The sequence below is a fragment of the Arthrobacter sp. NPDC058127 genome (assembly GCF_042884555.1).
Taxonomy (GTDB): domain Bacteria; phylum Actinomycetota; class Actinomycetes; order Actinomycetales; family Micrococcaceae; genus Arthrobacter.
In genome coordinates, this window is sequence record NZ_JBHVTT010000012.1 from 17,746 (window position 1) to 41,451 (window position 23,706).

Consider the following 23,706-nt stretch of genomic DNA (forward strand, 5'->3'; position numbering starts at 1 on the left):
TACGATGGCGGCATGGCCGACTACAACCGCCATCCCGACGTCGACGCCTACCTTGAGGCCCTGCCGGACTGGCAACGCGCCATCGGCGGGCAACTACGCGACCTCATCCACGAAGCCGAGCCCGAAGTCGTCGAAACGATCAAGCGCCGCACCCGGCCCTACTTCGTCCTCGACGGCAACGTCTGCGCTCTGCTCGCAGCCAAGGACCACGTCAACCTGTTCCTTTACGACGGCGCGATTGTCCCCGACCCGGACAACATCATCACCTCGGGGCACGACAACAAAACCGCCCGCATGATCACTTTCCATCAGCACGACGTGATCCCGAGTGAACCGCTTATCACCATGCTGCGGCAGATCGCGGCAAACAACCGTGCAGGCGGTTGGCGGAAGATCAAGGGAACGGACTAGCCGGAACGCCCTTCGAAACAGAAGGAATGCGTCACCGCACCGCTACCATTCCGTGACTGAGCTGAGGCCGAACCGTCATGGACGGAGCGGCCCACACCAGGACGGCCAGCCGTAACGTTGAGTTACAGGCACCAAAGGTGATCAGGGCAGGAGCGGGGGCTGTCATGCGGCTCGGGCGCGGCGTGGAATGCACGACGACGGCGATCGCCGTGCTGTGCCTATCCCTCGCGCTCTGCCTGGCCGGCTGCGCTTCCCCCGCCGGCGGCGATCCGGGCGGATCACCCTCCGCGCAACCAGCCTCAGCTGGCTCCGTCCGAGTGACGCAGGAGCCGGTAGCCGGGCCGGTTCCCATGCCTCTCCCCGCGCCTCCCCCGTATATCAACCCGCCGCCCACGGCATCGCTGCCAACCACTGCGAGCCCGCACGCACCCGTAGCCGGGCCAGCTCCCGCACCCCACCCAACCGTCGCGAGCCCGCAGGCACCCCTTCCTCTCCCAACCGCCGGCGAATTGACTGGGACTGCCGTGTATTTCGTGGCAATCGGCGACGGCGGCAGCCGCGGTGTGCGGTTCGGTTGTGACGACAGCCTCGTGCCTGTCTACATCACCGCACCTCCGGGCAGCGACCCGCTGGCCGCGGCGATGGCGCAGCTGCTGGCGTCCGACGGGACCGCATCCCGGGCAGGCTTGTACAACGCACTCTCGGGCTCCGCGCTGCGTTACGTTTCGGGCTACCTCGACGGCACCATTGCTGTCGTGAACCTGAGCGGTTCACTTCGCCCTGGAGGCGTGTGCGACAACCCTCGGATCGAAACCCAGTTGGCGCAAACCGCGGTGGCGGCTACGGGAGCATCCCAGGCAGCGATCTACATCGACGGAAAAACCCTGGCGGACGTACTCAGTTTGCGCTCAGCTGGCCAGTCACTCGAATAGCGCGTCCATGTCTGCGTAGCTCCGGCTTCCGGCCAGGCCCGACCAGTTTCCATCGCCAAGAACTTCCATTGCCAGCCTCGAGACCTTCGCGTAGGCGGCCCTGGCAGTGCTGCCCCCGATGCTGATTCGCCGCACTCCGACTTCGTGTAATTCTCCCGGCGACGGCGAACCCAAGCCGGCCAGCGCATTGAGCGGTACGCTGATCCGCCGGGAAAGTTCGTGCAGGACATGGAGATCGGCCAACCCGGGTACGAATATTCCGTCCGCCCCGGCCCGCTGATAGGCGTCCGCGCGGCGCAGCGTTTCCTCATATGCCGTATCCGGAAACTTTCCAGACCAGTAAGTGTCGGTACGGGCATTGATGAACAGCCTGACGCCCGCGTCCTCGGCAGTCTGCCTGATCAGCGCTATGCGCTTGGATTGTTCGGCGATGTCGCTCAACGGCTGGTCCGCCGAGTCCTCAATATTGATCCCGACTGCGCCCGCGTCCAGCACCGCTCGAACCGTGGCCTGGAGTTCTTCGTCAGAACGCCCGTAGCCAGTCTCGATATCCGCGGTCACGGGCAAGCGGGTGGCCTTTGCTATCCGTGCCAGCGCTTCCATCGCGAGGTGCCGCGGAAGGTGGTCCCCGTCCTGGTACCCCAGGCTCCAGGAGACAGCCGAGCTGGAGGTGGCCACCGCCGTCGCGCCCGCTTCCTCGACCATGCGCGCAGATGCCGCATCCCACGCATTAACCAGCACCAACGGCGCATGCGGCAAGGCATGGAGCTCGTGGAAGCGGAGAGCTTTGGATTCGAGTTCGGGATGCGTCGTCATGGCTCTATTCCAGCCTTCCTGTGTCCGGACGTAAAGCGCTTCGCACCGTGAATCCAAAAAATGGGATGAAACATCCGTTGCTCAATTGGCAACTCTGGGGAGTATCCTTTCACTGTGACCCACGAAACATTGGATGCCGGGCCCGAGTTGCCCGCGGAAGCAATCGACGCAATAGAGCGAGCAGCAACTGCCGCCCACCGCCACGAGGAACTTTTCTCGGAGCGCGCCGCCAACATCAAGCAGTCCGCTGTGCGTGACGTCTTCGACATCTCAATGCGGCCGGGACTCGTGTCCCTCGCGGGCGGAAACCCCTACCTGCAGTCCCTGCCCCTAGAGAAGCTCGGCCAAACCGCTGCCCGCATCATCGCGGAAGAAGGCATGACGGCGCTGCAGTACGGCGGCGGCCAAGGCACCGAGGAACTGCGTACCCAGATCTGCGAGATCATGGCCGCGGAGGGCATCTTGGACGCCCGCCCGGAGAACGTGGTGATCACCGCCGGTTCCCAGTCGGCGCAGGACGTGGCCACGAAGGTCTTCTGCAATCCTGGCGACGTCGTCCTCGTGGAAAACCCCACCTACGTGGGCGCACTGAACACCTTCGAGGCATACCAGGTCCAGGTTGAGACCGTGGACATGGACGACGACGGACTGGTCCCGGAGCTCCTCGAAGCCAAGATCGCCGCGCTTCAGGCCGAGGGCAAGACCATCAAGTTCCTCTACACGATCCCCAACTTCAACAACCCCTCCGGCATCACGCTTGCGCCGGCGAGGCGGCAGCGCATCGTCGATATATGCCGCAATGCGAATATCCTGGTGTTGGAGGACAACCCTTACGGTCTCTTGCGCTTCGACGGCAAGCCGTTGGAACCAATGCGGGCCGCGAATGAGCACGACGTCATCTACATGGGTTCGTTCTCCAAGATCTTTGCCCCAGGACTGCGCATCGGGTGGGCCCTGGTACCCGAGCACTTGCAGCGGCGCTTCTACCTGGCTTCGGAAGCCGTGACCCTGTGCCCTCCCACCCTGAACCAGATGATCATCTCGGCATATCTTCGGGACTACGACTGGCGCGGGCAGATTGACACCTACCGGGCCCTGTACGAGGAACGCTGCAATGCCCTGCTGGTGGCGTTGGAAGAGCACATGCCTCCCGGCCTCAGCTGGACCAGGCCCGAAGGCGGCTTCTTCGTCTGGGTCACCTTGCCCGACGGTGTGGACACATATCCACTGCTCAAGAGGGCGATCGCGGCGGGGGTCGTGTTCATCCCCGGCGCGGCGTTCACGCACTCGGCCGAACCATCCAACAAACTAAGGTTGGCTTTCAGCGCAGTGCCACCGGAGTCCATCGCCGAAGGCGTCCGCCGATTGGCGCCGGTTTTGCAAGAAGCCATTGATGTCATCAGCAAAGGAGCAGATATATGAGCGGAATAGTCCTCGTCGGAGTCGACGGCAGCGTAACGGCAAGGCGGGCCGCCGATTCGGCAAAGAATTTGGCGACCGCATTGGGCGCGGAACTGCGCGTCATCACCGCTTTTGAAGGCGCCCACGTGGAGGTTGTCGAAAGCGGAGGCGACAAGTGGATTCTCTCCGATGCCGACGCCGCCGAGAAGGTAGCCAGCAAAGTGGCCGCTGAGCTCGCTTCCAATCAGTTGACCACCAGCTATGGAGCGGTCTTCGGCAAAGCCGGAGAGGCCCTGGTCAAGGAAGCCGAACGAGTGGGCGCCCAAGTGATCGTGGTCGGCAACCGCCGTATGCAGGGACTGGCCAGGGTTCTCGGCAGTGTTGCCAACACGGTGGCGCACAACGCGCCGTGCGACGTCTACATTGCCAAGACAGACGAGCCTTAGGGAACGCCCCGACCCCGGGACTTTGACGGGGATCACGTGTTGTGGTGGGCGGTCTCACCCCGATTTTGGCCGTGCGGCTAGGATGCCGCCGATAAAATTGAAGTGGCCCCCAAGGGCGCGAGCCGTCCATCACAACAACCCGTAGGGGATCTCTTTTGCTCACTCTCCAGCCGCGCCAACGCGTCGGCCACGACATTCTGCTCGCCCGCCACGGCAATCACATCAGCTCCATGCGCTTCGACCGGGCAAATGACCGCATCGTGGCACTTCTCGACGACGGCTCGGTAGACAGCGCTCCGAACATGATCTCCCCGTTGCTCCAGATGCCGGAGACGTTCCGCAGCATCCTTCGCTCCGACTGGAAATTGTTGCTTGTGGTTGCTTCCGCGATGCTCGCCGTCGGAGCCCTGGCCATGGTGCTGTCATTTGGAATGATCGGCAGCATGAGCGACCAGCAACTGCGCGACCTCGCGCTCAGCTATACGTCCTACTAGCCCAGCCAACCGCGCAGGACCCACCAAAGTCCCGCGATGACCATCCCGCCGAACAGCGAGCCGGCAATGACCTGGCCGCGGGTATGGTCCCGCAGGACGACGCGGGACCAACCGACGGCCGGAACCAGAAGCAGCAACGGCAACCACGCCGGCCCGAACATGAGGGCCACAATGACTACGGCCGCGGAAATTGCCGAGGCATGACCGCTGATTTTCCACACAAGGCTGACTGCGGCCAACACCGTGATGCCGCCAATCAGTGCAAGGATCATCGCTGAGACGCTCATCGGGGCATGGATGAGGTTGAGGACAACCAGCCCCAGTACCACGGACACGAGCGCAAGCATCAGCAAAGGCGCACGCTCCTTGCGATCACTGACGTGGTGGTCGCTGAGTTTGCCGAGCCTCACCATGAGCAGGACATAGGCCAGCGGCAGCACACACACAAAGAGCGCCGCTAGAACCCCGAACCATATCGTCCCCGGGAAACCCGGTTCCACCGCAGGGCTGATGAGCAGCAAGACGGACACGACGGCGGGCGGCTGGAAGACTTCCGTCAGGATCCGGGCAACACGGTGCCGGGCCGAGGAGGCCCGTCCAGCTGCTGGCTGGGCACTGCTCCCGCGGCCCCCGGTGCCGCGCTGCTCAGTCAAGCAACCTCAGTCAAGCAGGAGGGCCGGTTCTTCGAGAATGGATGCGACGTCGGCCATGAAGCGGGCCGAGAGGTCCCCGTCCACCACGCGGTGGTCGAACGAACCGCCAAGCGTCGTGATCCAGCGGGGGATGACCTCGCCGTCGAGCACCCAAGGCTTTTGCTTGATGGTGCCGAACGCGACGATTGCCACCTCGCCGGGGTTGATGATGGGCGTTCCGGTGTCGATGCCGAGGGCGCCGATGTTCGTAATGGTCAGCGAGCCGCCCTGCATCTGCGAAGGCTGGGTCTTGCCCGCACGTGCCGTACTCGCTAGCTCGTTGAGGGCAAGGGCAAGTTCCTTGAGCGAAAGGTCCTGGGCATCCTTGATGTTCGGGACCATGAGCCCTCGCGGCGTAGCTGCGGCAATACCGAGGTTCATGTAGTGCTTGACGTGGATCTCCGCGCCGCCCTTGCCATCGGCGTTCTCTACCCAGGTCGCGTTAACGCTCGGGTTGCGTGCGGCGGCCCAAATCACGGCCTTGGAGAGAATCAGTAGCGGCGATACCTTGATGCCCTCAAAGTCCCTGGAGGCCTTGAGCCGCTTGACGAATTCCATGGTGCGGCTGGCATCCACGTCAACGAAGATACTCACGTGGGGTGCCGTGAACGCCGATTCCACCATGGCCTTGGCAGTAGCCTTGCGGACGCCCTTGACGGGAATCCGTTCCACCCGCTGATCCTGCGGCTTCTTGGACGCACCCCAGAACGTGTCTGCTTGATCCACCTCGGCATCGCGCTGCGACTGGTAGCTGACCAAGTCCTCGCGGGTCACTTCGCCGCGGGCTCCCGTGGCAACGACGTCGGCCAGGTCAATCCCAAGTTCACGGGCGATCTTGCGCACGGGCGGCTTGGCCAGCACCCGGTTGACGAGGCCACTGACCGTTGCACCGATGCCGGTGAGACCCGGTGCCTGGTTTGCGGATGTCTGGCTTGCGGCTGCGGGCTGCTGTGCGGCAACGGGCGGGAGTGCCGGAGCAGCGGGTTCTGCCACTCGCTCAACGGCGGGCTCGACGGCGGCGGGTGCCGTGCTCGGCGCGGCGGCGGGCACCGAAGTAGCACCTTCCGGGCGCTTGCGCGGGCGGCGCTTGACGGCGTCGGCCTTCGGACCGGAGCCAACCAGCGGGCCGCCGGCGGGACCGCCGTCGGACGTTCCGGCGTCGACGGGCAACTTGCCGTACATCGAGGCTTCGAAGACCTGTTCGGCCGCAGGCGCGGCAGGTGGGGTGGGGGACGGTGCGGCAGCCGTCGGAGCCGCAGGCTGCGCGGCGAGCGGCGCAGCGGGTGCTGACGCGGGCGCGGTCTCACCCGGCGCATTGTCCGAAATGCCGATAATCGCGGTCCCTACTTCAACCGTGATGCCTTCGGCAACGAGCAATTCTGCCACGGTGCCGGCATACGGGGACGGCAATTCCACGAGGGACTTGGCGGTCTCGATCTCGCAGATGACATCGTTGATGGCCACGGTGTCGCCCGGCTTGACCTTCCAGGAGACGATTTCCGCCTCGGTCAGGCCTTCGCCGACATCCGGCAGGTTGAATCTCTTAACAGTCACTTAGGTCCTCGATCTCTGCTGGCCCGTCCGCGTGGCGGAGGGTGCAATCAGGGGCGGCTAGTAGGCCAGGGAACGGTCCAGGGCTTCGAGGATCTTGTCGATGTCCGGCAAGTAGTCCTCTTCGACCTTCGCCACGGGATATGGCATGTGGAAACCGCCCACGCGGATGACCGGAGCCTCCAAGTGCAGGAAAGCACGCTCACTGATCCGCGCGGCGATCTCTCCACCGATCCCCCCGAACGTCGGTGCTTCGTGCGCAACGATCAATCGGCCGGTCTTTTTGACGGAAGTAGTGACAGTGTCGAAGTCGATGGGGGAAATCGAACGCAGGTCGATCACCTCGATGCTGTGCCCGTCTTCTTCCGCCGCCGCTGCGGCGGCCAGCGCGACTGGGACCAGCGGCCCGTAAGCCACGATGGTGGCGTCCGAGCCTTCGCGCAGGACGTGCGCTTGGAACGGATCCGACGCCGGTCCTGGGTTCTCGGTGTCCACCTCGCCTTTGAGCCAGTAGCGGCGCTTGGGTTCGAAGAAGATGACCGGGTCCGTGCAGTCGACAGCCTGCTGGATCATCCAGTAGGCGTCGTGGGCATTGGACGGAGTGATGATGCGCAAGCCGGCCGTGTGGGCGAACAGCGCTTCGGGCGATTCCGAGTGATGTTCGATCGAGCCGATGCCGCCACCGTAAGGAATGCGGATGACCACGGGGACAGTCAACTTGCCGCCGCTGCGCGAGTGCATCTTGGCCAGTTGTGTGGTGATCTGGTTGAAGCCGGGGAACACAAAGCCGTCGAACTGGATTTCGCAGATGGGACGGTAGCCGCGCAAGGCCAGGCCTATGGCCGTGCCGACGATGCCGGACTCAGCCAGTGGGGTATCCACTACGCGGTCTGCGCCGAACTCCCGGATGAGTCCGTCGGTCACGCGATAGACGCCGCCCAGCGGGCCGATGTCTTCGCCCATAAGCAAGGACTTCGGGTTGTTGGTGAGCGAGGCACGCAGGCCTTCGTTGATGGCCTTGGCAATGGTCATAGTGGTCATCAGTTGCCTGTCCCCTCTTCCTCGTCGCCTTCGAATCCGGCGGAGTATTCCTCGAACCAAGCAAGTTCCTCGGCCACCAGCGGGTGCGGCTCGGCATAGACACCGGCGAATGACTCGCGGAAGTTGGGGCCCTGCAGACCTTGCGTGGTGCTGCGGACGTGGGCGGCGAGCTTGTCACCGTCAACCCTGACTTGCTCGAAGAAAGCTTCATCGGCCAAGCCCTCGCTGCGGAGGTACTTCTCCAGGCGATCCAAGGGATCCTTGCCCCGCCAGGCGGTTTCCTCGGCAGATTCGCGGTACTTGGTGGGGTCGTCCGCCGTCGTGTGGGCACCAACGCGATACGTATATGCCTCAATGAGCACGGGACCACGGCCTTCACGCGCGTGCTCAAGCGCCCACTCGGTGACCGCATGGACTGCGATGACGTCGTTGCCGTCCACCCTGATGCCCGGGAAGCCGTATCCCTTGGCTCGGTTGAACAGCGGAACCTTGGTCTGGACCTCGGTGGGGACGGAGATGGCCCAGTGGTTGTTCTGGCAGAAGAACACCACGGGAGCGTTATAGGACGCCGCGAAGACCATGGATTCGTGGACGTCGCCTTCGGAGCTGGCACCGTCGCCGAAGTAGGCCACAACAGCAGCCTTCGGATCGTTGGAACCATTGGCTTCCGCGAGCTTTTGGTCGCGCTGGATTCCCATGGCGTACCCAACGGAATGCAGCGTCTGGGCCGCAAGCACGAGGGTATAGAGATGGAAGTTGTTCTCGGTGGGATCCCAGCCACCATTCGAAATTCCGCGGAACAGCTTCAGGAGTTCCGCCAGATCCACATCGCGGGTCAGCGCAACGCCGTGTTCCCGGTATGTGGGGAAGATGTAGTCCTGACGTTGGGTAGCGCGCCCGGAACCGATCTGGGCGGCCTCCTGGCCGGTCAGGGGAACCCACAGTGCCAGCTCTCCTTGGCGCTGAAGGGCCGTGGCCTCCTGGTCGAAGCGGCGGACCTTGGCCATGTCGGCATAGAAGCCGCGGAGCTGCTCAGGCTCAAGGCGCTTGGCGTAGTCCGAGAAGACGGGATCTGTCCCTAGCTTGCCGTCCGGCCCCAGCAGCTGGATCATGTCGGCCGCGGGATCGCTCGAAGCGCCTCCCGCAGGAGACTGCTGATCCAGTCCCGTTCCGTTGATCCCGGGGGTGGGCAATTGAGTTGCGCCCATTCCGTCTCCTTGCCTGCCGCAGCCCGATGCTGAGCAATATTCGCTGATATATGCCGATTCCGGAATGCATTCCGGAATCGGCATATCTTGGCTTTCGTCCCTTACTTTATCCGCAGTAAGGGACGCAGGGGCATTTGTTAACCGCTAGGAAGCCTGCGGCGCTTTTGTATAGGACGCACAGAGTTCGAGGAATCGAGTATTGGCCTCGACCTCTCCAATGCTGACCCGGACGCCTTCGTTGCCGAAGGCCCGCACGGACAACGCACGCTCGCCTGCAAGTCCGGCAAATTCGGCGCTATGCTCACCAAGATTCAGCCAGACGAAGTTGCCTTGGGCCTCGGGCAAGAACCATCCGAGCTCCCGGAGTCCTGCGGTAACCCGGTCCCGCTCATCGACCAGGCTTTGTACCCTTTCAACAACCTGGTCGAAATTCTCCAAGGAGGTAATGGCGGCACGTTCGGCAATCTGCGAGACGGCAAAAGGCGTGGCAGCGACGCGCAAATGCTGAGTGAGATCCGGACCGGAAACGCTGTATCCAACACGCAGCCCCGCTAGCCCGTGAGCCTTGGAGAAGGTACGGAGGACCACGACGTTAGGGTACTTGCGGTACAGCTTGATGCCGTCCACGGCGTTCTCGTCCCTGACGAACTCCTGGTAGGCCTCATCGATAACAACAACGACGCCCGCCGGCACTGACTGGATGAACCGTTCGGTTTCCTCGGCGGTGATGATGGGACCCGTGGGGTTGTTCGGCGTGCAGAGCAAAATCACCTTGGTGCGGACGGTGACAGCGGCCGCCATGGCCTCGAGATCGTGGCGTCCATCGGAAAGCAACGGGATCTGGACACTCTCGGCACCGGCCAGTCCTACGGAGATGGGGTAGGCCTCAAAGGAGCGCCAGGCGTAGATAACCTCATCAGCCTTGCCGTCGTGGTTCTGCCCTGCAAACGTGGAAAGGATCTGGTTCAGGGCTCCGAGGCTTCCGGCTCCAGTGACGACGTCGTCAGCAGGGATTCCAAGGAAGTCAGCGAGCGCCGTGCGCAGCTTGGTGGACAAGGGGTCGGGATACCGGTTGATGTCCGACTGATCAGCGATTGCCTCGAGCACAGCGGGAATCGGGGGCAGCGGGTTTTCATTGGACGACAGTTTGTAGCTGGTCAGGCCCTCTATTGCTGCGGGAGGCTTGCCTGCAGCATATTTGGGGAGCCTGTCCACAACCGGGCGGGGACGCACGCCCTCCGGTGCGTTGTCAGAAGAATTCATGGCACCAGCCTACTTGCAGGGCTTCGGCCCTCGCTGGCAAGCCCTCCGGCCAGCGTGGGCGAAAACCGGCGCATGTGAAAACCGGCGCATGTGAAAGCATGGGCGTATGGGTTCATTCATCGTGCGTGTCCTGATCAACGGGCTGGCCCTCTGGGTTGCCAGCTGGATTCTGCCCGGAATGGATATTTCCACTTCGGCAACCACCAACGCAGTAAGCAACGCGGGGGTCACTCAAGGCAGTGACACCTTGGGCGTGGTTCTTGCCTATCTCTTCATAGGGCTCATTTTTGGCATCGTCAATGCCTTTGTGCGGCCTTTGGTCAAGCTGCTCTCCCTTCCGATCACGATCCTCACCCTCGGCCTGTTCACGATTGTCATCAACGCGGCTATGTTGTCCCTGACGGCCTGGCTTAGTAGCTACACACCTGTGCACCTCACCATCGACCGTTTCTTCTGGACCGCGGTTCTCGCTGCGATCATCATCAGCCTGATTTCCATGGTGGCCAGCTGGATTCCGGGCGGTGGCAGGCGGTAGCAGGCGATAAGAAGCCTTACGCCAGCATGTTCCTCGGCTTTCTTCATCGTCCTGCCCGCGGGGCCGGGGGTGTTTCGCGGGTCAGTTTGAACCGCGTCACTTTGGCCGCTCCGCCAACGCCCAGTATTCCGCCAAGAGCGGCTGTGGAAGCGGCCAGTGAAGGATCGGAACTGAGCTGCACGAGCTTTGCCCCTTCCTCGTAGCGTGAGAGCTTGTGCGCCGGTCCGATGCCTGGCTCTTCGCCGGGTGCCAGGCTCACCGGATTGGTCATGGTCACCGTGACCCTGTCCTTGGTATCCTGATTCGCTTTGCCGTCCGCCCCGGGAACCCAATCCTGTTCGTGCTCCAAATGCAAGCTCCCGATGCCGGCTTGCGGGGTCATCCCGCCGACGGGCGATCCAGCTGTCACCACAAACTTGAGGTCATAATCGGCGAGGAACGCTTTGTCCTGGCTCAAGTTCATGGCATGGATTCCGCCCTGGCTATGGCCGACTGCCACCACCGTTTCGCCGGCTGCGGCGCCTGCCTCAAGCAATGCCTGACGGATGGCCTTGCTGGTCTCCGTCGAGTTGTAGCCCAGCGCTTCGGCAATCCCGGCTTCGTCCAATGGATTGCTGCCTCCGGGCGGATTGCCCGGCTGGGTACCCGGAATCAACACCACCCAAGCCTTCTCTCCGTCCCTGTCCACCTGCACAACTTCTATCTCGCCCTCTGAAGTGGCACCGAGGTGATCCAGCTCCCTGAGCATTCCTGCCGCCGACAGGTCCATGCTCTTCGTGGCGGTCTCGCCCCGGCCGACCGCAATGGGACGCGGCCTGAGGAAAGACAATGCAGGGGCCGCCACGATGGCTCTCAGGACAACGCCGACATCAGTGGGCCCGACGATCGCCCCCGCAAGGTTTGCCGCTGCAGGGGGTAGCCCCATCATCAGTTCCAATATGCGGGTCAGATCCCGGACGGCTCCTTCTGTGACTCCCCTCAGGCCGAGGTCCAGGGGATTCGGGCCAGTCGCGAGGACAGGCATTCCCATGCCCATCCGCAACCTGATCGCCGCATGTGATTCCGCAAACTCGTATTCACGGTGGCTTGCCCTGACATCGTTGCCGATCCGCTGAAGCTGTTCGCGGACCCGTCCAACGTCCCGTCCGCTCTCACCGACAGCAATGATGGCGTTGCTTCCACTCGTGTAGGACGAGCCCTGGTACGGGAAGAGAGCCACCCTCACCGCTTCGGCTTCCACTTCAATGGCCCGCAGTTGGAGCACCAGTCCGTCCAGCGCGGCAGCGCCAGCAAGCAGCTCTTCGAATTGGAAACGGATTCCGCCGACTCCGCCGCGTATCCGCAATGTGCCATCCGGCTCGGGTGTTCGAGGGTGGGGACTTCCGCCCGCGCCGACAGGAGCGACCTCGGCCATCAGAAGCCAGGCGGGAGTTTCGCTGCCACATTTTGGGCATGGCGGAGAGTCACTGAGGCGGCCTCGCGCAAGGCATCACGCCCCCTTCGAAGGGCGGCGGCCTGCAAAGCCAGCGTGGTCCGGTAGGCACGGCCGGCCGGCGACTCCCATTCCTCGAGTTGCAACTGCGCCAGCTTGGCAAGGACGGCATCGGCTTGGTCGGCGCAGACGCTCATCCGCCATCCGAGCTTCTGGATCTCCACATCTCGTGTAATACATTGCGGCGAATCCAGATCCGTTCCTCCGGCCGCCATAAGAATGCCGCTCAAGACGTTGCCCTCCTCTGTGTCCATTGATGTTCTGGCACCGACGCTACGTTGTGCTCCGGGGGCGCGGAACCGCCGTGATCGGCTATGTGGATAACTGCCCGAAACACAGCCGGGGCGGGGAAACTGCGATGTTATGCACATAGAGAAGTCCGGCTTAATGGCGCGAGCCGAGTTCATGAAAGAATTGCCTCATGCCTGAAACCGTCGCCGCCGCTGTTACCCGTACGCCCTCTGGACGCCTGGCTCTCGCCGCGTCGCCGGAGCCGATCGCCTTGGGCCCGCTGGACGGCCGGTACCAGTCCGCCGTGGCTCCCTTGGTCGACTATTTGTCCGAGGCCGCTCTCAACCGCGACCGCGTGGCCGTCGAGGTCGAGTGGCTCATCCACCTGACCAGCAACAACGTGCTTCCGGGCGCCGGCCCCCTGACCGCGGAACAACAGGAGAAGCTGCGCGCCATCGTCACTGAGTTTGACGCCGCTTCGGTCACGGAACTCGCTGAAATCGAAGCCGTCACGGTCCACGACGTCAAGGCCGTTGAGTACTACATCGGCCGCCGCCTCCCCGCGATCGGTATCGAGAACCTGACCGCAATGGTGCACTTCGGCTGCACGTCGGAAGACATCAACAACCTCTCCTACGCCTTGGGCGTCAAGGGTGCCGTGGAAGATGTCTGGCTTCCTGCTGCCACCGCCTTGGTGAAGCAGATCGAAGAGATGGCCGAGGAGAACCGTGCCGTCCCGATGCTCTCCCGCACGCACGGCCAGCCGGCTACGCCCACCACTCTTGGCAAGGAACTGGCAGTCATCACGCACCGCCTGAGCCGCCAGCTGGACCGCGTTTCCAAGACCCAGTACCTCGGCAAGATCAACGGCGCTACCGGCACCTATGCAGCGCATGTCGCTTCCGTTCCCGGCGCCGATTGGCAGGCCGTAGCCCAGTCCTTCGTTGAGGGCCTGGGACTGACGTGGAACCCGCTGACCACCCAGATCGAAAGCCACGACTGGCAGGCCGAACTGTATGCCGACGTAGCCCGCTTCAACCGCATCCTGCACAACGTCTGCACGGACATCTGGAGCTACATCTCGATTGGCTACTTCCGCCAGATCCCGGTTGCCGGCGCCACCGGCTCCTCCACCATGCCGCACAAGGTCAACCCGATCCGCTTCGAAAACGCCGAGGCAAACCTCGAGATCTCCAACGGACTGTTGGACACCTTGGGGGCCACGCTGGTTACCTCCCGCTGGCAGCGAGACCTCACCGACTCTTCCTCGCAACGCAACATCGGCGTCGCGTTCGGGCACTCGCTCCTTGCGATCTCGAATGTTGCCAAGGGACTCAAGGCCCTGGACGTCGCCGAGGATGTGCTGGCAGCCGACCTCGACACCAACTGGGAAGTCCTGGGCGAGGCGATCCAGATGGTCATGCGCGCCGAGGCCATCGCCGGCGTTGAGGGCATGGAGAACCCGTACGAGCGACTCAAGGATCTCACCCGCGGGCAGCGCGTCGATGCCGTCCGCATGCAGGAGTTCGTCTCGAGCCTTGGCTTGTCCCCCGAAGCCGAGGCACGCCTCCTGGCACTTACTCCGGGCAAGTACACGGGTATCGCGGACCAGTTGGTGGACCACCTGAAGTAAAGGCCACATGGACCCGGCGTTTCCCGAATCGATGTAAGGAATTGTGTCAGCATGAGGCTCTTGCTTATCCGCCACGGGCAAACCCCGGGAAACGTCTTGGGGCAATTGGACACGGCGTTTCCCGGTCCGGGACTAACTGAACTCGGCGAACGTCAGGCCGCTGCGCTCTCGGAGTCTCTTGCCAACGAGGACATCACGGCAATCTATGCATCCACGCTGATCCGCACCCAGCTGACGGCGGCCCCGCTTGCAAAAGCCCTCGGGCTTGAGGCCACCGTATTGGACGGCCTGCAGGAGATTGAGGCCGGGGCCTTGGAGAAGCTCACCGACCACGAATCGCACCACCGGTACATGAGCACCGTTTTCGCTTGGACCGACGGTGAACTCGACATCCGCATGCCGGGAGCGGGCAACGGCCACGAGTTCTTCGCCCGCTACGACGCTGCCATTGCCAAAGTGGCAGCGGCAGGCGACGAAACCGCCGTCGTGGTCAGCCATGGTGCCGCGATCCGCTGCTGGGCCGGTCGCCGTGCCGTGGATGTCGGCCGCGAGTTCGCCGCCACCCACCAGTTGCAGAACACCGGAATCGTGGTCCTCGAAGGCGACCCGGAGATCGGCTGGCGGCTGCTGCACTGGGACCAAAGCCCCGTAGGCGGACTTGCCTTGGCCGACCGGACCGTCGAGGATCCCACCGGCGACGCCGTCGAATAACGGTTGCTCGGGGTCAATCCCAACGCCCCGTAATTCTCCGGACGCTTACGCAGAGGAAACACCGCGGTAACCCCCGCTTCCTAGGCTTGATAGGCATAACCCCCTCCGGCGAAAGAGGTTCCGATGCAGACCAATCCGCGGCTCAACATCAGGCAGGTCACCTGGGCAAATCCGGTGGGTGCAGACCTCCGCGCGGCGCAGCAAGCCGAACTGGACGCACGCTTCGGTAACTCAGACCACGAGCCCGGACCCGCGCCATCGGAATCTGATACTGCCGTTTTCGTCGTTGCCTACGAAAAGTGCTCCGGCCAGCCTCTGGGTTGCGGAGGGCTAAGGATTCTGGATGCTCAAACCGCCGAAATCAAACGGCTGTACGTCGTCCCGTACGCGAGGGGCTCAGGAGTTGCGAGTTCGATCCTTGCCGCGCTGGAGGCGCAGGCACATGCCCACGGTTTCAGCGTGATCACGGCCGAAGCGGGATCTGCCCAATCGGACGGCCGCAGCTTCTACGAAAGCGCTGGCTTCGCCCCAGTGCCCAACTTCGGTCCGTACATCGGCGTCAGCCACTCACAGTGCTACGCGAAGCCGATCGATTCGCACAGCGCCTCACACACGGCGATGGCCTAGGGACCGGCCAGCGCCAGCCCGGGCAACGCCCGCCCCCGCACCGTCAGCCCGGCCGGCTCGCACCATCAATCCAGGCTGCGTCCGCCCTGCCCCAGGTGTGCCCGATTCAAGGCTTCGATTTCTTCATCACTCAAGTCGTCGAAGCTCTTGGCCTCGTGCTTGTCGCTCCGGGAGAACCGGACGAACATCAGGATGATGAGGGGAAGATCCACGATCTCCGCGAGGAACCACATCAAGTCTCCCGCGAGTTGCTGGTCACGCAACGGTGAGGGAAACCAACCTGGCTGATTGCCCAAAATTGACGTGGCGCCGTCAAGAATTCCCGGACTGAGCCGCATCAGGACCCCAGGCACCGCGTCGGCGAGCAGCTCAATAAATACAAAGATGAACTCGACCACAATGAGCGATGAGGTGCGTCCTGCGCCGTCTTCCATGATCGGTACGGTCATGAGGAGTCCCATGACGGGCACCAGCAAAGTCAGGATCATGTCGGCGGCGGGGTTGGTCCGAAGCACGTAGAAGAACGGCGTCAGGAACACTGTGAACATGGCGAGCCCCAGAAGTGCCGCCACGAGCGTGTTGCTGAGCATGCGAACGAGCCGGTGCCCGAGGACCGCTTCGACCCTCGCCGCGCCGACGGGGCCAAGGGTCTGCCTTGCGAGTGTCAGCGGCTTGCCGAGGCCAATCAAGAGCGGGACCACAAACAGGTAGGACGTCACTTTGAGGGTGAATGCCCACCGCAGATCGTGGCTGTAGGTTCCCGGGAATCCGAAGCTCAGTGCCGCGAAACTACCCAGGCCAAGGGCGAAGAAGGCAAACGAGTTCCACAAGGGCCAGCGGATGTCCCGGCGCTTGGCAGCAATCAGCCCCTTTGAATACAGGGCGACTGCGGCGATAAGAATGACCAGGGCAGGCCAGTTCATGGACCAGGCGCCCAGCACGGCGTCCAACGGTGGCATGGTCAGAAGTCCAAGCCGGAAGGCCGGGCGCCCAGCCCAGCGCTACGGTGGGTTTTGTCGATCTTCATGGTGTTCCTCCAGCGCGTTCCCGGTGTGCCGCGTGGTGCGCGAATCGGCGTGTCGTGTTGTGCCCTGAACCGGGTGCACCGTATCCATGTTACGGAGTCGCGCCAAGCATGGCACGCCGCAGGAGACGCGGGCGTCCAGGCTCGGCTAATCTCGCATTATGGAAAAGGCTGACATCACGTTCCGGACCCGCAAGTGGATACGTCCGGAGGACCTCAACGCCAACGGCACGCTGTTCGGTGGAAGCCTGCTGAAATGGATCGACGAGGAAGCGGCAATCTACGCAATCCTCCAACTTGGAAACGGCCGCGCCGTCACCAAGTACATCTCCGAAATCAACTTCGTCAGCTCGGCCGTCCAGGGCGACCTGGTGGAGATGGGCCTGACGGCGGTCCGTTTCGGCCGGACGTCACTGACCATGCGTGCGGAGGTGCGCAACATGATCACCCGCGACAGCATCCTGACCATCGAGGAAATCGTGTTCGTCAACCTCGGGCACGACGGCCGGCCGGAACCGCACGGCTACACGGAAATCACGTATGACCGCGACCGCATCCCCACGCACCACCTGACGCAAGCCCTCCACGAGGACTGAGCGCCCGACGTCGGGCCCTTCCTAAGCGTCGGGCCCTTCCTAAGCGTCGGGCCCTTCCTAAGCGTCGGGCCCGCCCAAAGAGGCAGGCCCGACTAAAAGGCTTTTTCCCCGGAAACGGGTGCTGGCGGCCGCGAAATTCGCGGCCGCCAGCTTGTATTTCCAGCAACGGGAGTGATGTCACTGGAACTTTGGGGCGCCCAGGACGGGCGCGGCGCCTCAAGGGAGGCGGGGGTCAGCGCCTGTCGAAGGTGAGACCGCCGGGGACCTGGAACGTCGGCATGAGTTCCAGCATGCCCACATTGACGTGGCGCGGGGTTTCGATGGCGTAGTCGAGGGCGTTGACGATGTCGTCAGTGGTCAGCGACTCGTAGCCTTCGTAGTACGTCTTCCACGCTTCTTCCATGGCTTCAGGCGTGCCGCCCATGTTCCGGCCGAAGATCTCGGTTTCCACACGCCCCGGGCAGATCTCGGTCACGCGGATGCGCTTGCCGACCGTGTCGTTCCTGAGCTGGCGGGAGATCTGGTGCACGGCTGCCTTCGTGGCGTGGTACACCGTGTGCCCATAGAAGTTGTAGACCCCGGCGATCGAGCTGATGTTGATGATGTGGCCAAGGTCGCGCTCCACCATGCCCGGCAGGACCAGCCGCGTGAGCTGAAGCAGGCCGCGAAGGTTGACGTCGATGAGCTCGTCGATGTCCTGCTCGGACGAGTCCAAGAGGTTCCCGGGCCGGGAAACTCCGGCGCAGTTGACCAGGACGTCGACCTTCAGCTCGCTCACGACGGCGGTCAGGGCCGCCGTGTCGGTCAGGTCGACTACGTGCGGGATAGCACCCGTACGATCGGCCAGTTCGCTGAGGCGTTCCTCGTTGCGGGCCACGGCATGAACGGTCAGGCCCCTTTTGGCCAGGCGCTCCGTGATCGCGGCACCCATACCGGTTGACGCTCCGGTGACGAGGGCGGTGTTGTAGTCGGAAAAAGACATCGGTTCTCCAAAGAGTGGAAATGGAAGGCACGAACTGTGCCTGGAGGTCAGCGGCGCCTAAGCGTCGCGCAGGGGTTCGTGTGCCCGGTCCTTGACCGTGCTCACGGCTGCGAGCGTGCCGAGCGCCGTGACGACTGCGTAGAAGGCCGGCATGTAGATGTTGCCGGTGCTGCTGATGAGCCAGGTCATCAGCAACGGAGCAGTTCCGCCGAAGAGCGCGGAGGAGATGTTGTAGCCGAGGCCGTAGGCGGAATACCGAACACGGGTGGGGAACAACTCAACGATCAGGATGTGGATGACGGCCGTGTGGCCGGCGAAGACGATGGCCATGATGGAGGCACCGAGGATAGCCAGGCCCATGTTTCCTGTTGCGATGAGGGCGTAGGACGGGATGCCCAGGATGGTCATGGCGATGGCGGAGCCGGCGATGACCTTCTTGCGGCCGATGCGGTCGGACAGGGCGCCCATGAAAGGAATGGCGATGCAGATGACAACCAGGCTGCAGGCGGTGATGAACAAAGCCTCGCCGATGGTGAAGTTGAGCTGCTTGCCCTTGAGGAACGTGGGCATGTAGGAGAACAGGACGTAGTAGCCGGAGCCGTTCATGAGCGGGATGAAGAGGGCCAGAACCATGGCCCGGCGGTGCTCAGCGGACTGGAAGGCTTCCTTGAGCGGGTTCTTGGAGAGGCCGCCCTCTTCCTTGAGCTTCGTGAAGTTGGGCGTGTCCGCGATGGCCTTGCGGATGTACCAGCCAATGACGCCCATGGGAATGGCGACCAGGAAAGGAATGCGCCATGCGAAGGCGCCGAAGCCACCGCCGTCGATCGCGGACTGGGTGAGCCACGGAGACATGGAGAACGCTACAAGGGTGCCGGTGAGCAGTGCTGCGAACGAAGCGATCTGCGCGTAGGAGGTGATGATGCCGCGCTTGCCCTCGGGGGCGTGTTCAGCGAGGAAGGTCATGGCGCCGGCGGCTTCGCCACCAACAGAGAAGCCCTGCAGGAGCCGCAGGAGAACGAGCAGGATGGGAGCCGCGATGCCGATAGCCGCGTACGTGGGCAGGATTCCGATACCGGCGGTGGCCACGCTGATCAGCAGAATGACGAAGACCAGTAGTTTTTGCCTGCCGATCCGGTCGCCCAAATAGCCACAAACAACTGCGCCGAGGGGCCGGACGAAGAACGAGACTGCGTAGCCGGCGAAGACGAACAACAAGGCGTTGTCCGGGTTGCCGGGGGCGAGGAACACCAAGGCAAGTGTTCCGGCCATAAACGCGAAGATGCCGTTGTCATAAAGTTCCACGAAGATGCCAACGCAGCCTGCGGTGACAACCTTGCGCGTTTGACGGCCTGTGAGCCGTTCATGCTGCACTTGCGCAGCGTTGGTGTTAGCGGTCATGACATTTCCTTCTTGATGTTGAGCGTAGCAACGCCTATTGGTTTTGACGACAGGTTTTTAGCTGCATGCCGCAACCGGGAGGTCCTGCCACTGGGGTCGGCATCCAATGCCAAGTAGTCCGAAGACTGTGTTGACGGATTCGCGGAGGGTCTCAAGCTGCGCCCGCGAGCGCCGGTGGGCGGAAGTTGCCTCCGCCACTGTTGTTTTCCTGAAGTGGACCTTGTCGCCCGGGCGGGCTTGGGCAAGGACGTCCAGGCCATTACTGGTGACCACTGCGAGGACGGGATAGCCGGCGGTGACGCCGCGTCCCCGATGCAGTACCAGCAACTCTTCCCGGGAAGGAACCTCGACGGCGCCCACTGGGACCCCGCGTGATAGCACTTCACCATTTGAGGTTCTTTCCGGAAGTTCGCCGCCAAGCCTCAGGCCGATGTGGTTGCTCCGGCCACTCACGGCGTATTCCGACGTGAAGAGCAGCTCGGCGGAATCGCCAAACTCGGCGACATCCGGACCATCGGTCACATCGACCATCAGCTCCTGCCCCATGTTCGGCCGTTCAAGACCAAGCCGGAAGAGCGGAAGGTCGAAGTACGGTTGGCGAACCGGGCCCACGCTGCGGCGGGTCAGGAGCGTGGTTCCTTCCTTGAGCTGCAGGCCGAAGCCCACAACGGTGTCCGGAGCACAACTACCCAGCAGCGTCGGTGCCTCCACGGAGCCGTGGACGGCCAGGTAGGCACGGAGGCCCCGGTTGATTCCCCGGATGGCCACCGTCTCGCCCGCTCGGACCGAAACCGGTTCCCATTGGCTGCACGGACGCCCGCCGACGGTGAGCGTCAGCGGAGCCCCCGTGACTGCGATCAGGATGTCGGAGTGCGCCTTCATCCTGAAGTCGAGGGCCGTGATCTCCACCAGGGGATCGTTGTCCAGGTTGCCGGCCAGGATGTTGGCGGCCCGGGCCGAATACTGGTCCAAGGCGCCATTGACGGGCAATCCAAAGCGAGGTCCACGGAACCGGCCAAGGTCTGTGACCACGGCGTTGCCGGGTTGCTGGATGAGAATGTGCCCACTCATGGCCTTGGTTCCAGTTCCTTGCCGACGTATGAATCGAACTCTCCGGCCTCGATACGACGGAAACGGAGAATGTCTCCTGGCTTGTAGGGAACCAGTGGTTCACGGCGGATGTTCAGGACGGTCAACGGGGTTTGACCGATGACGCACCAACCACCCGGCGCGGACGCGGGAGCGATGACGGCTTGGCGTCCGGCAACTGCCACTGCCCCCGCCGGGACGCTGAGCCGCGGATCCTTGAGGCGCGGCACGGGCTTGGGGAACGCGGGACCGTCCATCATGGGCGAACCGGCAGGAGCACCCAGGCAGCGGACGGTGTAGGTCTTTTCGGTGTGGAAGCGGATGACTTCCTCGGTGGAGATGCCTTGGTACTCGGCTACCTTCTCCAGGTCGGGACCATAGTCGCCTCCGTACACCACCGGAACGTCAAATTCACGAGGTGTTGCTTCGGTGCCGGCGGACCGGCCCATTTCAAGGAGTCCCAGCTTTACGAACGCGCGCACTTGGCGGGCCGACACCAGGACGGGGTCGAATTCCACCAGCACGGAATCGTAGGTAGGTACTGCGCCGTGAAGGCCCTCGGCGCCACAGCTCTCCAGCCAGTCAGCAAGACGGTGGACCGTGAGCCAGTTGTCCTCGCTTGCTTCAGCAAGGGCGACGACGCGCAATGCGGAGTCTCCGGATTCGTAGATCTCGGTGGGAGCCGCGGTCAGAGAGGACATGTCAGGCCGCCTTCCTCTTGGCGTCCATGACTTCGGTCAACGGGGCGATACGGACGCCGGCCGAGATGAGCTCCGAACGAATGAGGCGGGCAAGTTCGACGGCTCCGGGGTTGTCTCCGTGAAGAAGGACGGTGTCCACGGAGATGTCGATGTCAGTGCCATTGGCGCAACGGATCTTGCCTTCGCACACCATACGGACGGTTCGCTCGACAATGGCCGAGGAATCGTGCAGTACGGCGCCGGGCTGGCTGCGCGGAACCAGCGTGCCGTCTTCCTGGTAAGCGCGATCAACGATGCCCACAATGGCCACATCCAGGCCGGCGGAACGTGCCGCCTTGGCCAACTCGCCCTCCTGCGCGACCACGATGAGTTCGTTGTCCACACGGGCGGCCGCTTCAGCTACGGCCTCAGCGTAGTCCGGACGGACAGCTACGAGATTTCCGAGCCGGCCATGCGGCGCAACGTGGGTCACTTTGGTTCCGTGGAAGGCGGCGAAGCCGTTAAGGGCCCCCAGCTGGTACAGGACATCCGCGCGCACCTCGTTGGCAGTCAGGCCCATGTCCCTGCGGCCGAAACCACGCAAGTCAGGGAAGCTCGGATGGGCTCCAATACCCACACCGCGGCGAACGCATTCAGCAACGGTGGCGTCCATGATGTCGGGATCGCCCGCGTGGAACCCGCAAGCGATATTGGCGCTTGAGACGATCTCCAGAAGATCGGTGTCGCTGCCTATGGTGTAGGCACCGAATCCCTCTCCAAGATCCGCTACAAGATCAATTGTCGGGTTCACGTGGTTCTCTTTCCGTGGTTCTGCATTGGGGTCCGGTAATTCCATTCGAATGGCTGGAATATCCGGTGAACTCAGTTGCCTTTTCGATTGAAAATGTTTAGCTAAACTTCTTCAATCAGAGGCGCTGCCGGTAATTCTTTGGTGATAGAAGTCTCGCACCCACGAACTTCGGGCACAAAGACCTATTCGCTATCACGGGATAGCTCCCGGTTATGACCTACGGCACACGTACTGCCGGCAGGACCGCACGCGGCCGATCGCCGTCGTCGTCCTTGTTGAAGGTCGACGACGCCGAGCGGCAGCGGGCGCGGTGGCCCTGCAGCAGCGACAGGAGGGCAGTGTGCCCGAAAGTCTCATGGGGTGCTCTTTACGTGACGATCGATTTGCGAGGCAGCGTGCCAAGTGCGTCTATATTTGGGTAACAGGACAATTGGTTGATGGGGAGTCAACGAACTGCCGGTAATGGTTGGGAAACGCCACCATGGGGATGTGGATCTCAAATTAGTCGCTGAGAGACAGGTCACACAAAGACGGATTGTGTGTCCCTACATAGAATTTCCTTATGGCATCCAGGCCCCAATGAGGGCTTGGAGGAAGGCAGACCCATGGACACGCGGAAGCTCTCATATTTTGTAAAGATCGTCGATTCGGGGAGCATCACGAAGGCCGCCGCAGCGCTCCACGTCGCCCAACCCGCACTTAGCCAGCAGGTGTCCGCGCTGGAAAGTGATCTTAAGCAACGCTTGCTGATCCGCAGCAAGCAAGGAGTCGAGCCGACTGCCGCGGGACACACCCTCTATCGCCACGCCCAGACCATCCTGCGGCTCGTGGAACAAGCACGGCAGGACGTAGCAACATCCGGGGCCGCGCCGTCGGGCAGGGTGTCCATCGCCATCGCACCGTACAGCATGGCCTCCAGCCTGACGCCGCAGATCATCCGCGAGGTTGGCCGGCGATACCCGGACATTGTGGTGCACCTGACGGAGATCTTCGGCGGCGTGCTGAGCGAGGCAATCAAGAACGGCCGCCTCGACATGGCCCTGATCTACGAGCCGGGAAAGATCCGCGGAGTGCAGTTCACCACCATGATTGTGGAAGACCTGCACCTGGTGACCCACGAAGACGTCGATGTGGCCCAGGGGCGGACAACGGTCACCCTCGAAGAGGCCAGCGGCCTGGGACTATTCCTCCCCGAAAAGAACCACACCCTGCGCCAGATCATCGAGAAGGGCCTGGCCGAGCAAGGGTTGCCCCTGCGGCTCGTTGGGGAAGTGGAATCGGTTCCCTCGCTTGTCAGGCTCATTCGCGCAAACCTCGGGGCCACCGTCCTTCCCAAATCCGCAGCCGATGCGCTCTTCCCTGAGGAGAACTTCAAGGTCCTGCGGATCGTCGAACCGGCCCTGCAGAGCAAGATTGCCCTGTGCACCCCTGACCACGAGCCACTGTCAGAGGCCGCCTCTGCCGTGCTCATCCTGGTCAAGGAGATGCTGCAGCAACAGTTGATCAGCAAGTACGCGGCCGATCCATCCGAGGCTTGATCCATCCATAACATTGCCTTATCCGGACAGACATCTTTGGTCTTATTCACGGGCGTTTTTATTTCCTATTATCGAATTACCAAGTAATTCGAAAGCGGCTCGCG

At 62.8% G+C, this 23,706-nt stretch carries 25 protein-coding genes; 11 read left to right on the top strand and 14 right to left on the bottom strand.

The window, feature by feature from the left end:
- Positions 1 to 12: 12 nt before the first annotated feature.
- Positions 13 to 411, top strand: coding sequence for a DUF1801 domain-containing protein (locus tag ACFVTG_RS15795; RefSeq protein ID WP_284756113.1), 399 nt, complete (start codon positions 13 to 15; stop codon positions 409 to 411).
- Positions 412 to 575: 164 nt separating this feature from the next.
- On the top strand, positions 576 to 1,343 hold the full coding sequence (locus tag ACFVTG_RS15800; RefSeq protein WP_390281858.1) for a GerMN domain-containing protein: 768 nt from the start codon (positions 576 to 578) through the stop codon (positions 1,341 to 1,343).
- Here ACFVTG_RS15800 and ACFVTG_RS15805 read toward each other — a convergent pair.
- Positions 1,332 to 2,159 carry an isocitrate lyase/phosphoenolpyruvate mutase family protein gene (locus ACFVTG_RS15805; protein ID WP_284754826.1) on the bottom strand — a complete coding sequence of 276 codons (828 nt, stop codon included), beginning with the start codon at positions 2,157 to 2,159 and terminating at the stop codon, positions 1,332 to 1,334. The two genes, ACFVTG_RS15800 and ACFVTG_RS15805, sit on opposite strands and share 12 nt — an antisense overlap.
- Positions 2,160 to 2,273: 114 nt before the next feature.
- Between ACFVTG_RS15805 and ACFVTG_RS15810 the strand changes: the two genes are divergently transcribed.
- From ACFVTG_RS15810 to ACFVTG_RS15820, 3 genes are all read left to right on the top strand, one after another.
- Positions 2,274 to 3,581, top strand: coding sequence for a PLP-dependent aminotransferase family protein (locus tag ACFVTG_RS15810; RefSeq protein ID WP_390281860.1), 1,308 nt, complete (start codon positions 2,274 to 2,276; stop codon positions 3,579 to 3,581).
- A complete protein-coding gene (locus ACFVTG_RS15815; RefSeq protein WP_390281862.1) occupies positions 3,578 to 4,006 on the top strand; it encodes a universal stress protein in 429 nt (142 codons plus the stop codon). Before ACFVTG_RS15810 ends, ACFVTG_RS15815 begins: the two co-directional genes overlap by 4 nt.
- A 155-nt stretch (positions 4,007 to 4,161) precedes the next feature.
- On the top strand, positions 4,162 to 4,500 hold the full coding sequence (locus tag ACFVTG_RS15820; protein ID WP_113990649.1) for a hypothetical protein: 339 nt from the start codon (positions 4,162 to 4,164) through the stop codon (positions 4,498 to 4,500).
- Here ACFVTG_RS15820 and ACFVTG_RS15825 read toward each other — a convergent pair.
- The 5 genes from ACFVTG_RS15825 to ACFVTG_RS15845 all read right to left on the bottom strand — a co-directional run bounded on the left by ACFVTG_RS15825 (position 4,497) and on the right by ACFVTG_RS15845 (position 10,255).
- A complete protein-coding gene (locus ACFVTG_RS15825; RefSeq protein WP_390281979.1) occupies positions 4,497 to 5,063 on the bottom strand; it encodes a phosphatase PAP2 family protein in 567 nt (188 codons plus the stop codon). The two genes, ACFVTG_RS15820 and ACFVTG_RS15825, sit on opposite strands and share 4 nt — an antisense overlap.
- Positions 5,064 to 5,159: 96 nt before the next feature.
- The gene (locus ACFVTG_RS15830) at positions 5,160 to 6,746 is read right to left on the bottom strand and encodes a dihydrolipoamide acetyltransferase family protein (RefSeq protein WP_390281864.1); all 1,587 of its coding nucleotides are present in this window, start codon (positions 6,744 to 6,746) and stop codon (positions 5,160 to 5,162) included.
- A gap of 57 nt (positions 6,747 to 6,803) precedes the next feature.
- The gene (locus ACFVTG_RS15835; RefSeq protein WP_284754817.1) at positions 6,804 to 7,784 is read right to left on the bottom strand and encodes an alpha-ketoacid dehydrogenase subunit beta; all 981 of its coding nucleotides are present in this window, start codon (positions 7,782 to 7,784) and stop codon (positions 6,804 to 6,806) included.
- On the bottom strand, positions 7,784 to 8,992 hold the full coding sequence (gene pdhA, locus ACFVTG_RS15840; protein WP_390281866.1) for a pyruvate dehydrogenase (acetyl-transferring) E1 component subunit alpha: 1,209 nt from the start codon (positions 8,990 to 8,992) through the stop codon (positions 7,784 to 7,786). The genes ACFVTG_RS15835 and pdhA overlap by 1 nt, the downstream gene beginning before the upstream one ends.
- 144 nt (positions 8,993 to 9,136) lie before the next feature.
- Positions 9,137 to 10,255 (bottom strand): histidinol-phosphate transaminase, encoded by a 1,119-nt coding sequence (locus ACFVTG_RS15845; RefSeq protein ID WP_284754815.1) that lies wholly within the window; start codon positions 10,253 to 10,255, stop codon positions 9,137 to 9,139.
- Positions 10,256 to 10,361: 106 nt separating this feature from the next.
- Here ACFVTG_RS15845 and ACFVTG_RS15850 point away from each other — a divergent pair, with 106 nt between their 5' ends.
- Complete coding sequence (locus ACFVTG_RS15850) at positions 10,362 to 10,790, top strand: phage holin family protein (protein ID WP_390281868.1); 429 nt, start codon at positions 10,362 to 10,364, stop codon at positions 10,788 to 10,790.
- Positions 10,791 to 10,833: 43 nt separating this feature from the next.
- On the opposite strand, the gene ACFVTG_RS15855 is transcribed toward ACFVTG_RS15850, so the two are convergent.
- Complete coding sequence (locus ACFVTG_RS15855; RefSeq protein WP_390281870.1) at positions 10,834 to 12,135, bottom strand: hypothetical protein; 1,302 nt, start codon at positions 12,133 to 12,135, stop codon at positions 10,834 to 10,836.
- Positions 12,136 to 12,203: 68 nt separating this feature from the next.
- The gene (locus tag ACFVTG_RS15860) at positions 12,204 to 12,512 is read right to left on the bottom strand and encodes a hypothetical protein (RefSeq protein ID WP_390281872.1); all 309 of its coding nucleotides are present in this window, start codon (positions 12,510 to 12,512) and stop codon (positions 12,204 to 12,206) included.
- 191 nt (positions 12,513 to 12,703) lie between these two features.
- Between ACFVTG_RS15860 and purB the strand changes: the two genes are divergently transcribed.
- The 3 genes from purB to ACFVTG_RS15875 all read left to right on the top strand — a co-directional run bounded on the left by purB (position 12,704) and on the right by ACFVTG_RS15875 (position 15,484).
- Positions 12,704 to 14,146 (top strand): adenylosuccinate lyase, encoded by a 1,443-nt coding sequence (purB, locus tag ACFVTG_RS15865; RefSeq protein ID WP_284754811.1) that lies wholly within the window; start codon positions 12,704 to 12,706, stop codon positions 14,144 to 14,146.
- A 51-nt stretch (positions 14,147 to 14,197) separates the two neighbouring features.
- Positions 14,198 to 14,857, top strand: a complete 660-nt coding sequence (locus ACFVTG_RS15870; RefSeq protein ID WP_390281874.1) for a histidine phosphatase family protein — start codon at positions 14,198 to 14,200, stop codon at positions 14,855 to 14,857.
- Between the two features lie 123 nt (positions 14,858 to 14,980).
- The gene (locus ACFVTG_RS15875) at positions 14,981 to 15,484 is read left to right on the top strand and encodes a GNAT family N-acetyltransferase (protein WP_284754807.1); all 504 of its coding nucleotides are present in this window, start codon (positions 14,981 to 14,983) and stop codon (positions 15,482 to 15,484) included.
- A 65-nt stretch (positions 15,485 to 15,549) separates the two neighbouring features.
- Here the strand turns inward: ACFVTG_RS15875 and ACFVTG_RS15880 are convergent, their stop codons facing one another.
- Entirely contained in the window at positions 15,550 to 16,443 is an 894-nt protein-coding gene (locus tag ACFVTG_RS15880) for a cytochrome c oxidase assembly protein (RefSeq protein ID WP_284754805.1), read from the bottom strand.
- 226 nt (positions 16,444 to 16,669) lie between these two features.
- Between ACFVTG_RS15880 and ACFVTG_RS15885 the strand changes: the two genes are divergently transcribed.
- Positions 16,670 to 17,104 (top strand): acyl-CoA thioesterase, encoded by a 435-nt coding sequence (locus ACFVTG_RS15885; RefSeq protein ID WP_084784486.1) that lies wholly within the window; start codon positions 16,670 to 16,672, stop codon positions 17,102 to 17,104.
- Between the two features lie 232 nt (positions 17,105 to 17,336).
- Here the strand turns inward: ACFVTG_RS15885 and ACFVTG_RS15890 are convergent, their stop codons facing one another.
- Genes ACFVTG_RS15890 through ACFVTG_RS15910 form a run of 5 tightly spaced genes read right to left on the bottom strand, consistent with a single transcriptional unit; the run spans position 17,337 to position 22,064 of the window.
- Positions 17,337 to 18,086 (bottom strand): SDR family oxidoreductase, encoded by a 750-nt coding sequence (locus ACFVTG_RS15890; RefSeq protein ID WP_078107213.1) that lies wholly within the window; start codon positions 18,084 to 18,086, stop codon positions 17,337 to 17,339.
- 57 nt (positions 18,087 to 18,143) lie between these two features.
- Positions 18,144 to 19,484 carry an MFS transporter gene (locus tag ACFVTG_RS15895; RefSeq protein WP_390281877.1) on the bottom strand — a complete coding sequence of 447 codons (1,341 nt, stop codon included), beginning with the start codon at positions 19,482 to 19,484 and terminating at the stop codon, positions 18,144 to 18,146.
- 57 nt (positions 19,485 to 19,541) lie between these two features.
- Positions 19,542 to 20,555 carry an allophanate hydrolase gene (locus ACFVTG_RS15900; protein ID WP_284754800.1) on the bottom strand — a complete coding sequence of 338 codons (1,014 nt, stop codon included), beginning with the start codon at positions 20,553 to 20,555 and terminating at the stop codon, positions 19,542 to 19,544.
- A complete protein-coding gene (locus tag ACFVTG_RS15905; RefSeq protein ID WP_390281879.1) occupies positions 20,552 to 21,274 on the bottom strand; it encodes an allophanate hydrolase subunit 1 in 723 nt (240 codons plus the stop codon). Before ACFVTG_RS15905 ends, ACFVTG_RS15900 begins: the two co-directional genes overlap by 4 nt.
- A gap of 1 nt (position 21,275) precedes the next feature.
- Positions 21,276 to 22,064: a LamB/YcsF family protein gene (locus ACFVTG_RS15910; RefSeq protein ID WP_390281881.1), complete on the bottom strand. Its 789-nt coding sequence runs from the start codon at positions 22,062 to 22,064 to the stop codon at positions 21,276 to 21,278.
- A gap of 605 nt (positions 22,065 to 22,669) precedes the next feature.
- On the opposite strand from ACFVTG_RS15910, the gene ACFVTG_RS15915 reads away from it, so the two are divergent.
- Positions 22,670 to 23,602 (top strand): LysR substrate-binding domain-containing protein, encoded by a 933-nt coding sequence (locus tag ACFVTG_RS15915; RefSeq protein ID WP_284754795.1) that lies wholly within the window; start codon positions 22,670 to 22,672, stop codon positions 23,600 to 23,602.
- The last annotated feature ends 104 nt before the right edge of the window (positions 23,603 to 23,706 follow it).

Coding starts and splice junctions, on each gene's coding strand:
- ACFVTG_RS15875 (WP_284754807.1), top strand. CDS start 14,981: ATGCAGACCAATCCGCGGCTCAACATCAGGCAGGTCACCTGGGCAAAT.
- ACFVTG_RS15890 (WP_078107213.1), bottom strand. CDS start 18,086: ATGTCTTTTTCCGACTACAACACCGCCCTCGTCACCGGAGCGTCAACC.
- ACFVTG_RS15815 (WP_390281862.1), top strand. CDS start 3,578: ATGAGCGGAATAGTCCTCGTCGGAGTCGACGGCAGCGTAACGGCAAGG.
- ACFVTG_RS15805 (WP_284754826.1), bottom strand. CDS start 2,159: ATGACGACGCATCCCGAACTCGAATCCAAAGCTCTCCGCTTCCACGAG.
- pdhA (WP_390281866.1), bottom strand. CDS start 8,992: ATGGGCGCAACTCAATTGCCCACCCCCGGGATCAACGGAACGGGACTG.
- ACFVTG_RS15895 (WP_390281877.1), bottom strand. CDS start 19,484: ATGACCGCTAACACCAACGCTGCGCAAGTGCAGCATGAACGGCTCACA.
- ACFVTG_RS15885 (WP_084784486.1), top strand. CDS start 16,670: ATGGAAAAGGCTGACATCACGTTCCGGACCCGCAAGTGGATACGTCCG.
- ACFVTG_RS15900 (WP_284754800.1), bottom strand. CDS start 20,555: ATGAGTGGGCACATTCTCATCCAGCAACCCGGCAACGCCGTGGTCACA.
- ACFVTG_RS15850 (WP_390281868.1), top strand. CDS start 10,362: ATGGGTTCATTCATCGTGCGTGTCCTGATCAACGGGCTGGCCCTCTGG.
- ACFVTG_RS15915 (WP_284754795.1), top strand. CDS start 22,670: ATGGACACGCGGAAGCTCTCATATTTTGTAAAGATCGTCGATTCGGGG.
- ACFVTG_RS15905 (WP_390281879.1), bottom strand. CDS start 21,274: ATGTCCTCTCTGACCGCGGCTCCCACCGAGATCTACGAATCCGGAGAC.
- ACFVTG_RS15870 (WP_390281874.1), top strand. CDS start 14,198: ATGAGGCTCTTGCTTATCCGCCACGGGCAAACCCCGGGAAACGTCTTG.
- ACFVTG_RS15795 (WP_284756113.1), top strand. CDS start 13: ATGGCCGACTACAACCGCCATCCCGACGTCGACGCCTACCTTGAGGCC.
- ACFVTG_RS15800 (WP_390281858.1), top strand. CDS start 576: ATGCGGCTCGGGCGCGGCGTGGAATGCACGACGACGGCGATCGCCGTG.
- ACFVTG_RS15845 (WP_284754815.1), bottom strand. CDS start 10,255: ATGAATTCTTCTGACAACGCACCGGAGGGCGTGCGTCCCCGCCCGGTT.
- purB (WP_284754811.1), top strand. CDS start 12,704: ATGCCTGAAACCGTCGCCGCCGCTGTTACCCGTACGCCCTCTGGACGC.
- ACFVTG_RS15835 (WP_284754817.1), bottom strand. CDS start 7,784: ATGACCACTATGACCATTGCCAAGGCCATCAACGAAGGCCTGCGTGCC.
- ACFVTG_RS15880 (WP_284754805.1), bottom strand. CDS start 16,443: ATGCCACCGTTGGACGCCGTGCTGGGCGCCTGGTCCATGAACTGGCCT.